Source organism: Actinopolyspora lacussalsi subsp. righensis (genome assembly GCF_900116555.1).
Classification (GTDB): Bacteria; Actinomycetota; Actinomycetes; order Mycobacteriales; family Pseudonocardiaceae; genus Actinopolyspora; species Actinopolyspora lacussalsi.
Map to the genome: position 1 here is coordinate 231444 of NZ_FPAT01000006.1, position 18598 is coordinate 250041.

The 18598-nt window shown below is 64.9% G+C and carries 18 protein-coding genes and 1 pseudogene; 11 read left to right on the plus strand and 8 right to left on the minus strand.

Annotated elements, in window-relative coordinates; translation table 11 throughout:
• Nucleotides 1–135 precede the first annotated feature (135 nt).
• The 5 genes from BM394_RS13215 to BM394_RS13230 form a co-directional block, all read right to left on the minus strand.
• Entirely contained in the window at nt 136–666 is a 531-nt protein-coding gene (locus BM394_RS13215; protein WP_092978175.1) for an SdpI family protein, read from the minus strand.
• 91 nt (nt 667–757) lie between these two features.
• Nucleotides 758–2875 carry an N-6 DNA methylase gene (locus BM394_RS13220; RefSeq protein ID WP_092978177.1) on the minus strand — a complete coding sequence of 706 codons (2118 nt, stop codon included), beginning with the start codon at nt 2873–2875 and terminating at the stop codon, nt 758–760.
• 181 nt (nt 2876–3056) lie between these two features.
• Nucleotides 3057–3755, minus strand: a complete 699-nt coding sequence (locus BM394_RS13225; RefSeq protein WP_092978179.1) for a hypothetical protein — start codon at nt 3753–3755, stop codon at nt 3057–3059.
• Between the two features lie 317 nt (nt 3756–4072).
• The gene (locus tag BM394_RS22830) at nt 4073–4210 is read right to left on the minus strand and encodes a hypothetical protein (RefSeq protein ID WP_175530089.1); all 138 of its coding nucleotides are present in this window, start codon (nt 4208–4210) and stop codon (nt 4073–4075) included.
• A gap of 153 nt (nt 4211–4363) precedes the next feature.
• Entirely contained in the window at nt 4364–5269 is a 906-nt protein-coding gene (locus BM394_RS13230; protein WP_092978182.1) for a type IV toxin-antitoxin system AbiEi family antitoxin domain-containing protein, read from the minus strand.
• Nucleotides 5270–5701: 432 nt separating this feature from the next.
• On the opposite strand from BM394_RS13230, the gene leuS reads away from it, so the two are divergent.
• The 8 genes from leuS to BM394_RS13270 all read left to right on the plus strand — a co-directional run bounded on the left by leuS (nt 5702) and on the right by BM394_RS13270 (nt 15168).
• A complete protein-coding gene (gene leuS / locus BM394_RS13235) occupies nt 5702–8614 on the plus strand; it encodes a leucine--tRNA ligase (RefSeq protein WP_092978184.1) in 2913 nt (970 codons plus the stop codon).
• 188 nt (nt 8615–8802) lie between these two features.
• Nucleotides 8803–9036, plus strand: a complete 234-nt coding sequence (locus BM394_RS13240; RefSeq protein ID WP_092978186.1) for a hypothetical protein — start codon at nt 8803–8805, stop codon at nt 9034–9036.
• A gap of 153 nt (nt 9037–9189) precedes the next feature.
• Complete coding sequence (locus tag BM394_RS13245; protein ID WP_092978188.1) at nt 9190–11064, plus strand: DUF262 domain-containing protein; 1875 nt, start codon at nt 9190–9192, stop codon at nt 11062–11064.
• A gap of 409 nt (nt 11065–11473) precedes the next feature.
• Entirely contained in the window at nt 11474–12289 is an 816-nt protein-coding gene (locus BM394_RS13250; protein ID WP_139235215.1) for a carbohydrate binding domain-containing protein, read from the plus strand.
• Between the two features lie 42 nt (nt 12290–12331).
• Nucleotides 12332–12670, plus strand: coding sequence for a hypothetical protein (locus BM394_RS13255; protein ID WP_092978192.1), 339 nt, complete (start codon nt 12332–12334; stop codon nt 12668–12670).
• 45 nt (nt 12671–12715) lie between these two features.
• Nucleotides 12716–13240 (plus strand): hypothetical protein, encoded by a 525-nt coding sequence (locus BM394_RS13260; RefSeq protein ID WP_092978194.1) that lies wholly within the window; start codon nt 12716–12718, stop codon nt 13238–13240.
• An 89-nt stretch (nt 13241–13329) separates the two neighbouring features.
• On the plus strand, nt 13330–14745 hold the full coding sequence (locus BM394_RS13265; protein WP_139235216.1) for a hypothetical protein: 1416 nt from the start codon (nt 13330–13332) through the stop codon (nt 14743–14745).
• 6 nt (nt 14746–14751) lie between these two features.
• Nucleotides 14752–15168 carry a hypothetical protein gene (locus BM394_RS13270; protein ID WP_092978198.1) on the plus strand — a complete coding sequence of 139 codons (417 nt, stop codon included), beginning with the start codon at nt 14752–14754 and terminating at the stop codon, nt 15166–15168.
• A gap of 139 nt (nt 15169–15307) precedes the next feature.
• Here the strand turns inward: BM394_RS13270 and BM394_RS13275 are convergent, their stop codons facing one another.
• Nucleotides 15308–15622, minus strand: coding sequence for a hypothetical protein (locus tag BM394_RS13275; protein ID WP_092978200.1), 315 nt, complete (start codon nt 15620–15622; stop codon nt 15308–15310).
• A 378-nt stretch (nt 15623–16000) separates the two neighbouring features.
• On the opposite strand from BM394_RS13275, the gene BM394_RS22835 reads away from it, so the two are divergent.
• On the plus strand, nt 16001–16498 hold the full coding sequence (locus BM394_RS22835) for a calcium-binding protein (protein WP_175530090.1): 498 nt from the start codon (nt 16001–16003) through the stop codon (nt 16496–16498).
• 92 nt (nt 16499–16590) lie between these two features.
• On the opposite strand, the gene brnA is transcribed toward BM394_RS22835, so the two are convergent.
• Nucleotides 16591–16824, minus strand: coding sequence for a type II toxin-antitoxin system BrnA family antitoxin (gene brnA / locus BM394_RS13285; RefSeq protein ID WP_092978204.1), 234 nt, complete (start codon nt 16822–16824; stop codon nt 16591–16593).
• 442 nt (nt 16825–17266) lie between these two features.
• Here brnA and BM394_RS22445 point away from each other — a divergent pair, with 442 nt between their 5' ends.
• Nucleotides 17267–17569, plus strand: coding sequence for a hypothetical protein (locus BM394_RS22445; protein WP_139235217.1), 303 nt, complete (start codon nt 17267–17269; stop codon nt 17567–17569).
• Between the two features lie 465 nt (nt 17570–18034).
• On the plus strand, nt 18035–18244 hold the full coding sequence (locus BM394_RS13290) for a hypothetical protein (protein WP_092978206.1): 210 nt from the start codon (nt 18035–18037) through the stop codon (nt 18242–18244).
• A 204-nt stretch (nt 18245–18448) separates the two neighbouring features.
• Here the strand turns inward: BM394_RS13290 and BM394_RS23715 are convergent.
• Nucleotides 18449–18589: pseudogene (locus BM394_RS23715) on the minus strand (type II toxin-antitoxin system BrnA family antitoxin); the annotation flags it as partial.
• Between the last annotated feature and the right edge of the window lie 9 nt (nt 18590–18598).

The window sequence follows — 18598 nt, forward strand, 5'->3', positions numbered from 1 at the left end:
GTTGCCCCCGCTCGGGCAGCGGAGAAGTGCCGTGACCCTGTGATCACGCATCGGGGCGCGGCAGTCCCTCCCGATGGACGAGTGCCTCCCGATGGACGAGCCTCTCGGTGGACGCCACCTCGCGGTGCTCCCGGCTCACCGGCCGTCCGGCGCGGCCGTGCCCTCGTTCCCGCTCGCTCCCGGAGCCGTGGCGGCGAAGCATCCGCCCGCCGCCGAGCACAACCCGGCTGCGGCGCAGCCACCACCGCTCGGCTCGGACACGTTCCCCGCGGGGGCCGAGGAGCAGGCGGCACAACCGGAAGCCGCGGGGGCGGTCTCGGGCACCGCCGCTGCCGCTCGCCCACCGAGCACGCCACCGGCCACGATCAGCACCAGCGCGCCGAGCACGCCGATTCCCGTGATCAGCCATCCCGTGCCGGTGCCGCCCAGCGCGGCCAGGCAGCAGCCCACCACCACGGCGATCGTGCCGCCGGCGAGGATCGGCGGAGCGGCCACCCGGTTGGCCAGGCGGAACGTCTCGTCGTCACGCAGCGCCGCGGGGGTCCGCACCCCCGCGTAGCGATTGCGCGGCAGGGTGCCACGCAACCCGCGCCACCCGAGCGCCAGCGCTGCCAGACCGGCGAGGATCACGACGGCACACACGATGATCAGCGATGCGACTGCCACCCCGCCAGCCTACGACTCCGCCGCGCTCGGGCACGGACAGCTCCCGCATCGGGTGCGCGGGAGCACACCGGCGCTGAAATCGGCCGTTGACTCAGTCCGAACCGTCACTGGTCGAGAACATGCCGTTACCCAGCATCGAGCCCAACGACTCGCGAAGTTCCGCCGTGGCACGAACGACGTTATCGTGCGCCGCGATTTTGTCGTCCAGCGTCCCGAACACTCTTCCGATCTCGCGTTGGACCCACAACGGCGGTAGGCGAACGGGCAGTGCTCGCAGCGCACGCGCGTTCAGGCTCGGAATCGTACCGCTGCTGGAGTTACGCGAGATCCACTCCCTTGCCTGGGGAGTACCCAACCAGTAGGTCAGGAACTGGCCGGTGACGAGGGATGTATCCGGTCGTAACCGGATACACGCCGTGCCGAACAGTGCTCCACCGTGTGAGGGATCCACGAGGGCGGGGCGTCCGGGAGAGCCGGTACGTACGCATAGCACGTCTCCGTCCGCCAGTCGGTACCGCTCCAGCTTCCCCGTGATTTGTTCCGGAGCGATGTGGTTCATGCCTTCGTCGATGATCCGGTTGTTGTGGATGTTCTTCGGCGCGACGAGAGCGACCCCCTCGGAGTGGTACTCAAGCTTGCGCAGTTGGCCACTGGGGCCTGCCAGCGCTTCGCACACCTCGCCAAGCGTGATTTCCCCCCATCCGGATTCGATCGGGAGGTTCTCCGAACGCAGGCCGCTGTCCGAACGCAGGCCGCTGTCCGACAGTGCGTACTCGACCACGCTGTCCTCGTGCCGTGCGTGCTCGTCGACTTCGAGCATGCGGGCGTCGCTTTGTCGGACTTCGCGGACGATCGTGACCGGGTCGGTCTCCTCGGATGCTCCGGTGAGATAACCGCGGGGGGTCAGCAGGTGGTCGCGTTCCTGAATCTCTTCGAGCGGGACCGCGCGCAGGAACCCCTCCTCCGCAGTGTTCTTCCCCGTTCGGAAATCCCGATAAGCATTCGCGATCCGCTCGATCTCCTCGTGACTCAGTTCGCGTCGATTGCGTTCGACGAGCCGTCCCATCTCTGATGCGTCGATTAGTAGTACCTCGTCGCGTGTCGATTCCCCAGCGGTTCGTTTCCGCAGTATCCAGACACTGACACTGATACCGGTGGCGTGGAACAGGCCGCGCGGTAGCGTGATCACCGCTTCGACAACACCGTCATTCAACATCGCGGCGCGGATGCGGCCATTGGCTCCGCCGCTGAAGCCTGCTTGTTCCCCCATCAGCACGGCGGCCCGACCTCCGGGCACGAGCTTGTCCACAGCGTGTTGCAGCCACGCGAAGCTTGGGTCACCACCCATGGGGGTTCCGTAGCGCCAGCGCGTGTCGTTCTTGTGGCTCGTGTCGAACTGGATGTTCTTGCCGAAGGGTGGATTGCTCAGGATCACGTCGAACGATTCGAAAGCGCGCGAGTCCCGTAGCAGGACGTTCTCGGGTTCCGCTCCGATCTCCACTGCCGCGCCTTCGAACTCCGCACGCATGCTGGCGACGATCAGGGATTCCTCGGTCAGCGCGCGAGCGGACAATTGGGGAGCGGGGACGGAGCAGTCGCGCTCGCGGTGGAACCGCGACGTCTCGATGAGCAGGTTTCCCACTCCGCAGCACGGATCGTGCACTTTTTCCGCGCTGCTCGGCCGGATGATTCTGATCATGGTGCGTGCCACGGACCACGGCGTGTAGTACTCCACACCGTCGTGGTTGTACGCGAAGAGTGTTTCCACCAGGTAATCGAACAACTCACTCAACGCGGGTACGTTCGCGGCGGAACGATCGACGGGAAACTCCTGGTCGAGCTCGCGCGCGAACTCGACCAACGCTTCCAGCGTCTCCGAACCGGGTATCCCGTAGTGATTCGGCAGCCAGTGGAGAGTCGTATTGACCCGCTGCAAGGCGGCGGTTATCCCGTCCCGATCGTGTTGCCCCGCCGAGCTCCGTAGTTCTTTCCACTTCTCGGGGGCGTTGCTTCGCAGATAGACCAGCGCGAGGAGCGGCACCCGGTAGTGCCGTGGCTCGATGAGACCGCGAAGCGCCCGCAGCAGATCGTGCGCCAGTTCGGATACTTGCGCACGTCCGACGGGTGAAGATACCGATTTCGGCTCCATCTGCTTGTCCTCCCCGAAACACCTGTCGTAGCTGGGATCGATCGGCTCTTCATCGCGCAAGGATCACGGCGGAATCCGTGGAGTGTTCGACCAACCGGTGATCTGTCGCTCGTCGAACGGGTGCGCACCGGAGTGGTTGGCGATCATGACCGGAAAGCCAGTGTGCAGCTGCCACCAGTGACCCGGTCCATATCGATACGCCGAGTGACGTCGGCCGAATAGATGCGTCGGGCGCGACCGGTCATACTGGTTCCCCGTCGTTCGCGGGCTCGTAATTCTCACCCTGCGGCCCAGGCCGCTCGGAAAGGATGCGGGGCAGGCTGTCCGTGGCGCGTAGATATTCGGCCGTTTCCCGTGAAAAATAACCGACCAAGCGGTGTAGATCCTCCCGTTTGCGCCACAGGTTCTGATTAGTGATCGGTTCGTAATGCATCACCCGGTTGCGGAATACGCGCATGGGGTCCAGCTCGTCGTGCAGCTCCCGCCGTAGCCCTCGGTGATTGGCGAAGGCCGCGTGGAGGAAAGGGTGCCAGAACCCACGATCGTAGTTCTTGCCCTTACTGAGCAGCGCAACCCAGAATCCGAAGTTCAGCTCAGCCACGATGTCGTCGGCGCACGTCTGTGGTGTATCCCCACGGCGATGTGCTTGCTCGCGGAGTCTCGCACGGGCCTGGCGGATGGTTGCCAGTTCCTTGTCAGCCAAGGGAGCTACCGACCACCAGTCTTCCAGACCGTAGTAGTTGCGGAAGGCTTCGTTAAGGGTGTTGCGCAGCCCCACCTCCAGCCAGTGCAGTGGCGTGTAGAAGGCAGCGCTCACCCTGAGGTTCCACTGGTACAGCTCGAATGCGTGGTGCGTATCGCCGTCGGCCGCTTTCAGGTACGGGCCGAGGCGGGCCGGGGAGAGCATGTGGGTGATCCACTCTGGCAACTTGTCGGTCATGCTCTCCCTCCAGAACTGGCGCCGAGTCCGCGCCGATGCTATTGTTGTTTACGTAAGCCCCGGGTCCGCCTCTACGGTCGATTTTTCCGCCGTTATGCCGCCCGGGGCATCTTTGTCTGCGACGCGTCATGGGCCCCACGACGCGATCGGTTCTTGTGTCCTCTCTTGCTGGTGATCAAGAGTAGAGCGTGCCCCCTGCAGTGTCAAGCGCATTGCAATGCGCGATTGGTTCGTGGCGTTGGACGGAGGATCGCCTCGGCAACCCTTCCGGCGCGCGGAAGCGCTTTAAGCTCCGGTTACGCTGTCCGGCGCGGTCATCACCCGACTGTTTGCGAAACCGTGCTGAGACGATCATCGTGCAGCAGCGGAGTGAGGAACAGGTCGGCGAGGGCGGCGGTATTTCCGAAGGTGCGCAGTTCGCCGAATCCGCCCAGTCGCACTGGCTTGTTTCGCATGACTCCGGTCCAGCTGCGGTGCTCGGGCACGAAGTACGGGCTCGGCAACCCTGTCTCGCTGTGTTGTGCGGAACGAGTCGTTGCGGTCAACCGGCAGAATCCGTGGAGGCCGCGAGATCGCCCCGTCGGTACCGACGACGCCGCGAATGCTCGTCAGCGCCGCTCGGTGATGGTTTCCGGTGCTGTGTCGAAACTTGGTGAACACGTGTTGTATCGGCGATGGCGGGAGCGTGTGGCCGCGTTCAGGGTTCGGCGGACCGGAGCCATGCGCGCCTCGGTGAGGTCGGGAAGCCGTGATTCCGCATCGGAACCCGATTCGGGTGCTGAGCCGCGTCGCGTGTTCCGGCTGACTTCCTCATAGACCTCGGGGTAGGAACGCAGGATCTCGGCCAGAACGCGTTCACTCGGCGATTCGTCACCGACTTGGTCGAGTAGATGATCCAGCAGGGCCTGTCCGTCTCCGCTCGCGAGCCCATATCGGCGGCTGTAGACGTCGATACGCGGGGCAAGACGGTTAAGATCCAGTCTGCCGTCGCGGGCGGCGTAGTGGATGATCGGTGCCACGTGACTGGCATCTACATGGTCCTCGAGCAGATCGACAATGGTTCGTTCGATCGTCGTTACCGGAAGTCCGGCGATCAGCGTCACGTCGGATTCCTCGAGGCCCCTCGGCCGTAACCGCAAGGAAGGATCCCGAAGATTTCGCCGACGGGGCACGAGCATCTCCGTGCTGTCGGCCACGAGATCGCCGAGCTCGTGCAGCAAAGCGGCGCTGCGGTGCGAGATCACTCCGCCCTGGTCATCGAGGACCGGTCTTTCCCAGGCAGGAACCCCGGGGTTCAGTGCGAGCCAGGCGGCCTTGATGTCGGCGTGTTCGGTCTCCTCGGCCGCCGCCACGGCATACACCCCGTGACGTAGGCGCACCAGTACTCCCCGATCGACCAGCCGAGTCAGCGTGACCTTGCCGACACCCACCTGGCGGGCCTGCGCCGTGGTCACCATCCCCCACTGGGCCGACGAGTAGTCGCCGAGCTTCGCGAGTGCTTGCGTTGTCTTCATACCGCCACGATACAAGCTGGTTACAGCATTAGTTACATTTAAAGGTTACTTTTGCGGCTTTCGTGTGCGAGATCGAGATTCCGAGTCAGTGCTTGTGTCAGTGACTGCGATGGGGAGGAGCCCCGGCTCCACCTCTCCGGTCTCGAAGGCGGACCGTAACGCCGTCCGGGGTATCCGCCTCGTTCGCAGCTGTCCCTCTGTCGGGGGTTCCCACCCGGTTATCGCGCTTTACGCTCCGGTTATGCTGTCCGTCGTGGCCACCGCCCGACTGCTTACGAAGCCGCGCTGAGGCGATCGACCCTCGGCGCGGCAACCCCTCATGCCCTCAAGGGCTGAGGGGTTTTTAACTTTTCAGTGGCGGCACACCGATGAGTCGCTCGGAGCGTTACCCGGCGAGTCGGAGCGACGGACTAGGGGAAGGAAACGCACACGATGAGTGGCGCGGAACGGAACTCACAGGGCACGGATGGTGCGGGCGACGACACGCCCCCCTTCCGGTACACCGCGGGCATCGCGGGCGACATCGAGCGGGACTGGCAGCGGCGCTGGGAGGAGCTCGGCAGCTACCACGCCGCGAACCCGGTGGGACCGTTGCGTGGGCAGGACGCCGCATCCGAGAAGCTGTTCGTGCAGGACATGTTCCCCTACCCCTCGGGTTCCGGCCTGCACGTGGGGCACCCGCTCGGATTCATCGGCAGTGACGTCTACGCGCGCTACCACCGGATGCTGGGGCGCAACGTGCTGCACACGATGGGATTCGACGCCTTCGGGCTGCCCGCCGAGCAGTACGCGGTACAGACCGGCACCCACCCGCGGACCACGACCGAGAACAACATCGAGCGCTACCTCACGCAGATCCGCAGGCTCGGGCTCGGTCACGACGAGCGGCGCCGGGTAGCCACCACCGACATCGAGTTCTACAAGTGGACGCAGTGGATCTTCCTGCAGATCTTCCACGCCTGGTACGACACCGAGGCCGACCAGGGCAGGGGGCGTGCCCGCCCGATCAGCGAGCTAGAAGCGGAGTTCGCCTCCGGTGAGCGGACCACGCCGGACGGCACCCCGTGGGACGAACTGGGGAGCGACCGGCAGCGCGAGATCATCGACTCCTACCGGCTGGCCTACCTCTCCGAGGCCCCGGTGAACTGGTGCCCCGGCCTGGGGACCGTGGTCGCCAACGAGGAGGTCACCGCGGACGGACTCAGCGAACGCGGTAACTTCCCGGTGTTCCGGCGCAACCTCAAGCAGTGGATGATGCGGATCACCGCCTACGCCGACCGGCTCGTCGACGACCTGGACCGGTTGGAGTGGCCGGACAAGGTCAAGACCATGCAGCGCAACTGGATCGGCCGTTCCCAGGGCGCGGAGGTGCACTTCGCGCTGGAGGGTCGTGACGAGACGATCGAGGTGTTCACCACCAGGCCGGACACCCTGTTCGGCGCCACCTACATGGTGCTCGCCCCGGAGCACCCGCTGGTCGACGAGATCCTCGCTGCCCCCGACAAGTTCGGCGAGTGGCCCGCGGACACCGATCAACGCTGGACCGGCGGCTACTCGGGCCCGGCCGAGGCGGTGGCGGAGTACCGCCGGTTCGCCGCGACGAAGTCCGAGCTGGACCGGCAGGAGAACAAGGACAAGACCGGGGTCTTCACCGGGCTGCGCGCGGTCAACCCGGTCAACGGCGAGCTCGTTCCGGTGTTCGCCGCCGACTACGTGCTGCTGGCCTACGGAACCGGCGCGATCATGGCGGTCCCCGCGCAGGACCAGCGGGACTGGGAGTTCGCCTCCGAGTTCGGACTGCCCATCGTGCGCACCGTCGAACCCCCGGCCGACTTCGAGGGCGAGGCCTACACCGGTGACGGACCCGCGATCAACTCCGCCTCGGAGGCCACAGGGCTGAGCCTGAACGGCCTCTCGGTCGAGGACGCCAAGACCAAGGTCGTCTCCTGGATGGAGCAGCACGGTCACGGCAGCGGCAGCGTGCAGTACAAGCTGCGCGACTGGCTGTTCGCGCGGCAGCGCTACTGGGGCGAGCCGTTCCCGATCGTCTACGACGAGGACGGCAACCCGAGGGGCCTGCCGGAGGACCAGCTGCCGGTGGAGCTGCCCGAGGTGGCCGAGTACTCCCCGCGCACCTACGACTCCGAGGACGCGGACAGCCAACCCGAACCGCCGCTGTCCAAGGCGTCCGACTGGGCCGAGGTGGAACTGGACCTCGGCGACGGGCTCAAGCACTACCACCGCGACACCAACGTGATGCCGCAGTGGGCGGGGTCCTGCTGGTACCAGCTGCGCTACATCGATCCCGACAACGACGAGCGGTTCGTCGATCCGGAGAACGAGCGGTACTGGATGGGGCCGCGCCCCGACCGGCACGGCGCGAACGATCCGGGTGGACTGGATCTCTACGTCGGCGGTGTGGAGCACGCGGTGCTGCACCTGCTGTACGCGCGGTTCTGGCAGAAGGTGCTCTACGACCTGGGGCACGTCTCGGCCGAGGAGCCGTACCGCAGGCTGTACAACCAGGGCTACATCCAGGCCTACGCGTTCACCGACTCGCGCGGTGTCTACGTGCCCGCCGAGGAGGTCGTCGAACAGGACGGCAAGTACTTCTACAACGGCGAGGAGGTCAACCGCGAGTACGGCAAGATGGGCAAGAGCCTCAAGAACTCGGTCTCGCCCGAGGAGATGGCCGACGCCTACGGCGTGGACACGTTGCGGCTCTACGAGATGTCCATGGGGCCGTTGGACGCCTCGCGGCCGTGGGCGACCAAGGACGTGGTCGGTTCGCACCGCTTCCTGCAGCGGTTGTGGCGCAACGTCGTCGACGAGCGGACCGGCGGGGTGCGGGTCACCGACGAGGAACCCGACGTCGAGCTGCTGCGTGCGCTGCACAAGACCATCGCCGGGGTGCGCGAGGACTACGACGCGCTGCAGTTCAACACCGCGGTGGCCAAGCTGATCGAGCTGAACAACCGGGTGACCAAGGCGTACTCGGGTGCCGCCGGTCCGCCGCGCGCGGTGATGGAGCCGATGGTGCTGCTGGTGGCTCCGTTGACGCCGCATCTGGCGGAGGAGTTGTGGTCGCGGTTGGGGAACGAGCGGAGCCTGGTGCACGGGCCGTTCCCGGTGGCCGACGAGGAGTACCTGGTCGACGACACGGTCGAGTACCCGATTCAGTTCAACGGCAAGGTTCGTTCCCGGATCACCGTGTCGGCCTCGGCCGAGCAGGAGGAGATCCGGGCCGCGGCGTTGGCCGACAGCAGGGTCGTGGAGCTGTTGGGCGGCGGTGAGCCGCGCAAGGTGATCGTGGTGCCGGGTCGGTTGGTGAACGTGGTCGGCTGAGCGGGTTTCCCGTCGTGGCGGGTTCGCCCGTCACAGCGTCCTCGCCGGGGCTTCGGTTCCTCGTATCGGAACCGGAGTCCCGGGAACTCACCGGGAATGTTCGGGGACGGTTGCGACCGTGCCGTGAGACGACGCCGTGACAGACCCCGATGTCGGCCGCGGCCGCGTAACCAGCGCATGATCGAAACATGCGAACGAACGTGCGGATCGACTCCGCCGCTCGGGAGACACTCGCCCGCATCGCCGAGCGCGACTACGGCGGCGCGAGCCTGGACGAGACGGTAGCTCGACCGGCCTTCGAACACGAGTCCTTCGCCGCGCCGGCACGCCTGTCCGACGAGGAACTGCGGGGATACCAGGACGAACAACACGCCTTGGCCGAGACCGATGTGACCGTGTCCGACGTGCACGAGTCCGAGTGAGCGAAACCAGCCGCGTCCGCGGGCGAGCAAGGACATCTGTCGGCGCGCTGCCCGTAAGTGACGACGGTTCGCGAAGGCTGACGTGGTGAAGTGGATCATTATGCGGGAACTGCCGAACCGGGCGAACGTGCCTGCCTGCCGCAGGGGAGAAGCATGAGCATCACGCCGCACTACCGCACGATCAAGGAGCTGCTGCAGTCCCGTTCCTTCGCGATCGACGAGTACCAGCGGGAGTACAAGTGGGATCGGGAGAACATCGAAGAACTGGTCACCGATCTGCAGAACAGGTTCTCGACGTTCTACCGCACCGGCGACACGCCGAGGGACGCCAGTGATTACGGCGACTACTTCCTCGGTTCGATCATCGTGACCAGGCGTGGCAACAAGAGCTACCTGGTCGATGGTCAGCAGCGGGTCACCTCCCTGACGTTGTTGCTGATCCACCTGTACCGGGTGGCGCGGGAGCGCGGGCTCAGGGTGACCTCAACAGTGGAGCCGTTGATCTTCTCCGATGACTACGGCGAGCCGAAGTTCAACCTCGACATCGCCGAGCGCGTGCCGGTGCTCAGGGCGTTGTTCGACGGTGAGGACTACGACGCCGAGGGCAAGGACGAGTCGATCCGGACGATCGTCGCTCGGTACAACGACCTCGTGTCGATCGATCCGGCGGACGAGCTCGGTGAGGGGCTGGAGCCGTTCATATACTGGTTGATCGGCAATGTCGGTTTGATCGAGATCGCGACCGAGACCGACGCGCACGCGTACTCGATCTTCGAGACGATGAACGACCGGGGCAAACCGTTGAGCCCGGTGGACATGCTGAAGGCGTATCTGCTCGGTGCGGTGGAAGACGCGGGCGAGCGGGCGAACGCGAACCGTATTTGGAAGAGGACTCTGCTGGACCTGACTTCCTGGGAGCCCGGCCCCGACGCGGAACGCGACGCCACCTTCGTCAAGGCATGGCTCCGTGCCAAGTACGCCGAGTCGATCCGGGAGCGTCGTGCGGGTGCTCTCGACCGGGACTGGGAACTGATCGGTTCCACGTTCCACCGCTGGGTCCGTGACAACACCAGCCGCGTCGGCGTGGGCGACGCGGGGCGCAACCTCGCCCTGATGACCAACGAGGTGCCGTTCTTCGCTCGGGCGTACCGGAAGGTTCTGGAGGCCTCGCGCGGCTACACCTCGGGTCTGGAACCGGTGTTCTACAACGCGCACAACGAGTTCACCTGGCAAAGTACCGTGCTGCTGGCGCCGCTCAGGGTCGGTGACGAGGACGAGACCGTACGCCGCAAGCTCGCCGCGACCGCGACCTACCTCGATATCTGGGTGATGCGCCGAGCCGCCAACTACATCCGGATCAGCTATTCGAGTGTCAACTACGCCATGTGGTTGCTGTGCCGCGACATCCGCGGCATGTCGTTGCCGGATCTGATCGACACCCTGCGGGCGAAGCTGGATCAGGACGAGGCCGATGTCTCGTTCGACGGGAGTCCGAGCCGCTATCGGCGCGGCATCGCGGGACTCGGGCTGAACCAGTTCAGCAGGCGCTACATCTACCATCTGCTGGCCCGGCTGACCGCCTACACCGAGCGGGAAGCCGGTAAGCCCGATCGCTTCGACGAACTGGTGGACCGGACGTTGCGGAACCCGTGGGACATCGAGCACATCTGGCCCGACCACCACGAGCGCTACGCCGACGAGTGTCCGACCCGCGAGGATTTCGACCTGTGGCGTGACCATGTCGCCGGTCTGGTGCTGCTGCCCGCCGACGTGAACCGCAGCTATCAGGACAAGCCGTTCGAGCAGAAGGCGCCGCACTACGCGAAGCAGAACCTCTACGCCGCGAGCCTGACCAGCGCCGCCTATCAGCACCAGCCCCAGTTCAGCTCTTTCGTGGAGCGGTCCGGCCTGCCGTTTCGGCCGTACGACCGGTTCGGCAAGGCCGAGCACGAGGAGCGGAGCAAGTTGGTTCGAGCCCTGGTGGACCGAATCTGGGATCCGGCCCGACTGGAGGACTACCGGCCATAAGCGATGTCGGGCGGGCCTGACGCAAGACACAGGCCCGCCGCGTGGTCGCCCGGTTCGACGAGCAGTTGGGACACCGCTCCCGGGTAACTGGGCGCACCGTGCGGACAACGCTGACATCGAGGAAGCCTCGAAGAACAAGGGGCGGTTCCGACTTCCGGTGGTCGGAGCTCCCCTTTTCGCGGGTGTTTCCGTCCCTCGGACGATCCCCGAATCGGTCCGATCGGGTGAGGTCCGATCCTTCATTCCGGTTCCCCGTGAATGCGTTCCGGTGGCTTCGGTTCGCCGAAAAATCCTTTATCAAATCCAGTGTTTTTTGTCCAGAAAACTCACTCTTGGGTGTCAGGGATGTTTCCGGTCGGGGCTGTTGTTTTTGTGTGCTGTTTTCCGGAATGCTTACACCTTCGTGTGATTGAAGGGGTCGCGGATCGGGGGTAAGTTGATCATAGGCGAGGCCGAGGACGATTTTGCCCTTGGAGGGTTGTTGGCGGGGGAAAACCTGATAAAGAACGGGCGGTTCGAGAAAAAGTCGTCGCCTCCGTCGAACTGGTGGAACTCGAGTATTATTCAACCACCTTACTGGCCCGATCCCTGGGAGGCCATATACACCTCCAGTGGGGGTAATCCGCAGTCAGGGGGTTTCGATTACCTCAGTGCCGCTTTCGCCAAGCACGAGAAGAACTGTCCAGCGGTGGATCTCGGGCAGGAGTTCCAGCCGAACGGTGGAATCAAGCAGACCATCGAAACGAAGCGGGGAAACAGCTACAGGCTGGTTTTCGATCACGGCCCGAACGTCTGGCAGAACTGTGTCGGGAAACCGAACGACTTCACCGTAAGGATACGTGACGAGAAGTCGGGGGAGGTGATCGAGTCCCACCACTTCGACGCGGGATTCACCCCCGACCCGCCGGTCCCCTCCTGGCACCGGGACGCGAAGCTCCAGTTCACGGCGGAGTCGGGCGCAACCACGGTCGAGTTCCACGGAAACGATTCGTTCAGCTGCCAGGCGGGGATCACCGACGTTCGGGTGTTCGAGACCGGCAAGGGATCGGATAGCGGGGAGCACGGTAAGAACGAGAAGGACTGCGAGCAGAAGCTCGCGGAGTGCCGGCGCGAACTCGAGGAGTGTCGGAAGAGCAAGCAGCGGGAGATCGACGACGCCTATGCCGAAGGTAGGAGGGATGCCTGGAAGGACGCCTGGAAGCGTTACGGGATCAACAAGAACTGATCTCTCTCCCCGATATTCGTCCGATTTCGAAGAGAGGATTCGATGTCCGACAACAAGTATCGCGATGGTTTGGTCGACGGCGAGCAGCAGGGCCAGAAGGACAAGATGGCCGGCAAGCCCAAGCAGTCCCAGGAGACCGACGGCGAGCACGGTTACAAGGACGGCTACGCCAAGGGGTACTCCGACGGGTACGACCAGGCTCCCGAACCGGAGAAAGAGGAAACCGTATCCAAAAAAGAGCACGAAAAGGTGAAGCGGCAGCTCGAGGAGTGTCGGAAGAGCAAGCAGCAGGAGGCCGACGACGCCTATGCCGAAGGTAGGAGGGATGCCTGGAAGGACGCCTGGAAGCGTTACGGGATCAAACAGCGGGATTCCGAGTGAGTACGAAGTGGATGAGCCTCCGGTCGGCCGAAATTGGGAAATCTCGTGGCGAACGAATACCGTGATGGGCTGGTAGCGGGCGAGGAGCAGGGCCAGAAGGACAAGATGGCCGGCAAGCCCAAGCGGCCCCAGGAGACTGACGGCGAGCACGGTTACAAGGACGGCTACGCCAAGGGGTACTCCGACGGGTACGACCTGGCCCCCTCCCCGAACGACAACAACAAGAAGCCGGACAAGAACACCGCCGCCACCGGTGGCAAATCGGTGACCACCACCGGAGGTGGTCCGCCGCCGAAACCACCGTTCAACGGACTCAACGAAATCCTCGAAGCTCTGCTCGGCACCGTGACCCAGGCGTTGATGGCCATCGGTGGTTGCAGGCTGGGCAACATCCTGGCGCGGATCCTGGAGGCACTCGCCAACATCCTCGGCAGCATCGGACAGGGACCCTGCGAGTGCCGTAAGAAGGAGCAGGAGTCATGCGGATCCTGCGCCGGTGACGACAAGAAGTCGGACTCCGACCGGCACGCGGAAACGGTGCCCTCCGGCAACCGGAGTGATTCGTCGTGACGACGGATGTGCGGAACCGGCGTGGCCCGTGGCCACGGTTCGCGGCTCTCGCTCGAGCGGTCGGATCGTCGAGGTTCGCCCGTGACCCGGTGCGCGATACCGTCGTCGCGGAGCACGAGGCGTTGATCTGGTCGGAGCGGCTCTCGGCGACCACCCAGCTGATCGCCAGTCTGGAGTACCTGCGCAACGCACGACACCGTGCCTGGGGCGGGCTGAACAACTGGTCGGTGCTGCGCGAGCGCGACCCCCGTGGTCACGACGCGCTGCGCCGCCTCTACGACGCGGTGGGGAGTGAGCGCGGCACCCGTGCACTGCACACGGCACGGATCCTGGCCTCGGTGGTGCTGCTGAGTCCGACGACTCGACGCTGGCCACGCCTGTTGGCCGGTGGGGTGGCGGCGGGTGCTTCGCGGTTGCTGCACCCGCGCCACCAATACGGCTCTGACGGTTCGGACCAGCTCTCCTTCCTGGTGCAGTTCGGCTGCACGCTCGCCCGGGTGCGTCAGTCCGACCCCCACGCGGTGCGGACGTGCCTGCGCTGGCTGGCGGGGCAGGCGCTGCTTGCCTACTCGATCTCCGGAGGGGCCAAGCTCGGTGGCCGCCCCTGGCGTGAGGGCGGGGCGCTGGCCGGGGTGCTGCGCACCAGGACCTACGGCAACTCCGCGGTCCACGCGTGGTGCGATCGGTTCCCCCGGGCGGTGCGTGCGGCGGAGATCTGCGTGATCACACTGGAGTGCGGTTTCGGAGTCGCATTCCCGTACCGAGGACGACACGCACCGGTGGTGCTTTCTGCCACGGCCACGTTCCACCTGGTGACTGCCGGGATCATGGGGTTGGGGAGATTCTTCTGGGCTTTCCTGGCCACCTATCCGGCGGTGTGGTCGGTGGCGAGGAACGCACCTCGCGTTCCCGGTGGGCGATCACTTTTCCGGCACGTTCGGGAGCGGCTGCGAAAGCCGAGTCCGCTGGAGACCGGACTGGCGGTGTGGTTTCTGCTCATCCTGCTGTGCCAGTTGCCGCACCGCTCCCTAGACCGGTTGCGGGCACTCGACCGTGCCGGGGTGTGGCTGCCCGACTGGCGGTTCTTCGCGCCGGAACCTGCCGAACACGACTTCCGGATCGCCTATCGCGTCGTCCACCCGGACGGTGAGACCTCACCCTGGTGGTCGGAAGCCGGTGCGGGGCGACGAGCTCCCACCCACATTCTCTGGTTCCCGGAACGCCGGGAGGACAAGGCGTTGTTCGACGTCTGCTCGGAACTGCTCGAACAACGCGATCGGGTCCCGGAACGACTGACGGAACTGCCGACCTTCCGGTTGCTGGCTGATCGGGTATGCCGATCGCTGCTGCTGGAAGGGCGATTCACTGACAACACGGTGTCCTTCCAGTTCCGGGTGGACCAGTGTCCCGGTTACGGGGCGGGACAACGAAAACCCCGTTACATTTCGCCGGTCGTCGAACGGCGGAAACCCGAGACGCGACAGCGGATCCACGAAACGGAGTGAACGACGATGAGCTGGATCGAACGGATCGAGATTAAGACCAAGTCCGGCAGCGAAGGCGCCACGGACTCCACCGACAGGTTCTTTCTCGGGCTGGCGGGCCGGGAGTTCCGTATGGACAAGGGGGATTCCTTCTCGGGCAACGACACCATCCACATCACTTTCGGGCCCACGGGCGACACCAAGTCCGCGAAGTACAACGATCCGCGCAGGCCGAGGCTGAGCATGGCGAGCCTGGACCGTTTCCCTGCCTATGTCCGACTGGAGGGTGACGACGGTTGGCTGGTCGAGAGCTTCCTGGTCACCGTCGAGTCCCGGTTCGGCGAGACGCGCCGGCTCGTCCACCCCGACATCGAGGAGGAGGGAGTCTGGTTGGACGAGCTCTCGGGCAAGTGGCTCTACCTCACGGACACCCAGAGCCTCTGATCGAAGTTTTCCGGCCGGGTTGCCGAGCCGCTCGCTTGGCGGAACCTCCCGCCGGCTCTCGCTCCGGGAGGCCCGATATCGAGTAGGTGCTACGTCACTCGACAACACGACCAGAAAGCACCAGTGAGGACTGTGGCTGTCACTCCCGCTGTTCGCTCGGCGGGCGCAACCACGCGATCAGCTCGTCGGTCCACTCGTTCGCGGCCTCCACGGCGCGGGAGAGCCTCGCCGCCGTTTCCGGATCATGATGCAGCTCGTCCCGCAGCTTCCGTTCGATCAGCCTGAGCAGCTCCTTGACGGTGCCGCCGAGCGGTTCGGCCAGCTCACCCAGCGCGGCGCGCAGCGGTTTCAGGTTCTCCTGACAGTCGTGGCCGGAAGCCGGGTCGCGCTCACCGGCGTCGCGGCTGGCCCGCGCCGCGTTGCGTAGCGCGGCGACGGTGTGCTCGATTTCCACGGCTCCACCTTTCCGCCACGTCCGCCGCGGGAGCGAGTTCGCCGATCGACTGCGCTTCGGGCCGGCGGTGTTCCGATCCCAGCTTGTTCGGCGCGTCCGAATACGGTCAATCGAACCGGTTCGGTTCCACCCGATCTCGCTATCGCGTCGCCGCATCCGTCCGATCGATCGTGGTCACTACGGAAGGGAGGCGGAAGCCGGTCCCGGACGGCCGCCGCTCGTGGGAACGGAGTGCACTGTGGTTTCAAATCGTCCGGATCCGACACTCAACCTCCGGTGGGGTACTACGTCACCAGGAGTGGCATACGGAAACCGAATCGTGGGATCAGCCCCAGGGGCTACGGAGGGCTGATCGCACGGCGAAAGGAGCGAACCGCTGTGCGTACCACGCGTACGAGAACCGGCCTGACCGGACTGGTGGGAACCGGAATCGCCGCGGCTGCTCTGGTGGTAGGCGCGCCGTTGGCCGCGGCGACGCCTTCCCAGACCCAGCCTACGCTCACCGCCGCGGCGGACGAGGAGAACCGCCAGGAAGGGACCGAAGGGCCGGATGGCCTGCACGGCACGCCCGGTCAGGACGTGATCAAGGTCCGGGGCGGCTTCGACGTCATCTTCGGCGAGGCCGATGACGACAGCCTGTTCGGCAACTCCGGCAATGACGTCATCCGGGGTGGCAACGGTGACGATTTCCTCCACGGTGGACAGGGTGGTGACTATCTCTACGCCGGTCCCGGTGACGACACCGTGATGTCCGACGAGCTCGGTTCCGACGACGAGGCGGACGTCGTCGACTGCGGTCCCGGCACCGACCGCTACAACGCCGATCTCGACGACAAGGTCGTCAACTGCGAGATCCTCTACTATGGCAGGGGCTGACGCCTGCACTTCGTCGTGCGAGCGTCAAGTTCGAACAGGGTTCTGGGCGGGCAGGGCTTCGGCAGGGCGTCGAGTCCCGCTGATTCGCGGGCTCAGGCAGCGTGCGTGGTGTGTTCCAGCCGGTCGGCGAGCCAGACCTTGATGACGGACTGACGCGTCACACCCAGCCTCCTGGCTTCACGATCCAGCGCCGCGATCATCCAGGCGGGGAAATCGACGTTGACGCGCCGCTGCTCCTCACCGGGACGTTGTGCCTTGGCGAGATCGAGCGTCGAGGTGATCTCCTCGCCGCGATCGAATTTGTCGTCGAACTCAGCAGCCCTCATAAATCCCTACCTCCGCAGCGTGAGACCTACGCACCGAGATGATCCCGATGTTCTCCGGACGCACAGTCCGGCTGAGCATCACTTGCCGCCGAGGCGGCCGATCGGGTCTTCCGGCAGTGTCTCGACGCCGATCGCGCTGCCTTCAACGCGGCCTTGGCAGGATGGCGCGCTCCCACCGAATGAGTCATCGCGCATCTCAAGAACTGGAACATTCTAGCCACCGGATATCGCGGGCGCCTCTGCCACTTGCAACGCGTCGTCCACATCATCACCGGACTGGAACGCTTTCGTACCTGCTGCGCAGCCTCATGAATAACGTTCACTCTATCGTGTCGATGGCATGGCACGGATAGAGTATTTCTGAATCTTGTTTTTCGTGTCATTCTAATCATGTTCGATCATCTGCCGGTCGAACACCGTGCAAACTGAGGGAAGGAATCCAGTGGCCAGTATACGCATCGCCTCCGGAGCCACCAGCGGTTCAGGATGGGAAACGCACGGAAACGGCGTCAAGCTCGATGTGAACACGAGCGACGGAAACTTCACCAATACACCTGTTTATACCATTTCCGTCGGAGGTGGAGGGGGGAATATGTGGGAACTGAGCGGCGGCACGTCCGCCGTGTACGACCCAACCCCGACCGGTTTCAGGGTCTACCTCCTGTGGCGTACGGGTGGTCCTCTTACCGCCCAGGAGGCGAACGACTACGGATGGTACGTCAATTGGATCGGCATCGAAGAGTAAAAAACTCCGATGGGCGCGTCCAACGGTGATTCCGACCACGTCCCGCACATGCTCGCTTCATAGGTCGGTGCGACGACGAAATTGCGTGCGGAGACGCCGACACGCCTCTCGAGTGGCGTCTCCGCACAACCCGACCACATAATCCGCGGAGTGAAATGGCGGAGTGAACTGATGGCGGCGCGACCAGTGTCGCCATCAGTGAGAACGATGCCGAGTCGGTCGGTGAACGTGGTCGGCTGAGCTCTTCTTCGTCGTGGTTGTTTCGACAACCACACTTTCTTTTCGGGGTTTCGGTTTCGTGGGCGGGAACCGAATCCCCGAAAACTGTCTCGGAAGCGATCGAGAGTGGATGTGTTCGGGCCGCCGACTGCCCGAGCACGGGAAGTGCTCAGCGAGCAGCGTGGTTTCGCGGCGACCAGCCGCGTTCGACCCAGCGCGGCGCGAGACGGCCATCGGTAACTCGCGATGGTTGGCGCATGTGACGACTTCCGCCACGGTGGACAGGGCAGTGACTACCTCTACGCCGGTCCCGGCGACGACACCGTGATGTCCGACGAGCTCGGTTCCGACGACGAGGCGGACGTCGTCGACTGCGGTCCCGGCACCGACCGCTACAACGCCGATCTCGACGACAAGGTCGTCAACTGCGAGATCCCCTACTACGGCAGGGGCTGACGCCTGAAGCTCGTCTGCCGCCCCGCATCGCGGGACGGCAGACGGGTCCCGGTCGGCTGTCGCCGTGCAACGGTCGTGATCTCCCCATTCCGGGCTGCCGGAGCGACAGCCGACCGCGGATTCGCCGTGCGAACTTCATGCTCGGGTGGGAATTCGGGCGGGCAGGACTTCCACCGGGCGTCGAGTTCCGCTCACCTCGCGACCTCAGACAGCGTGTGTGGTGTGCTCCAGCCGGTCGGCGAGCCAGACCTTGCTGACGGACTGACGTACACCCAGCCTCCCGGCTTCGCGATACAGCGCGGCGACCATCCGGACGGGGAAATCGACGTTGACGCGCCGCTGCTCCGCACCGAG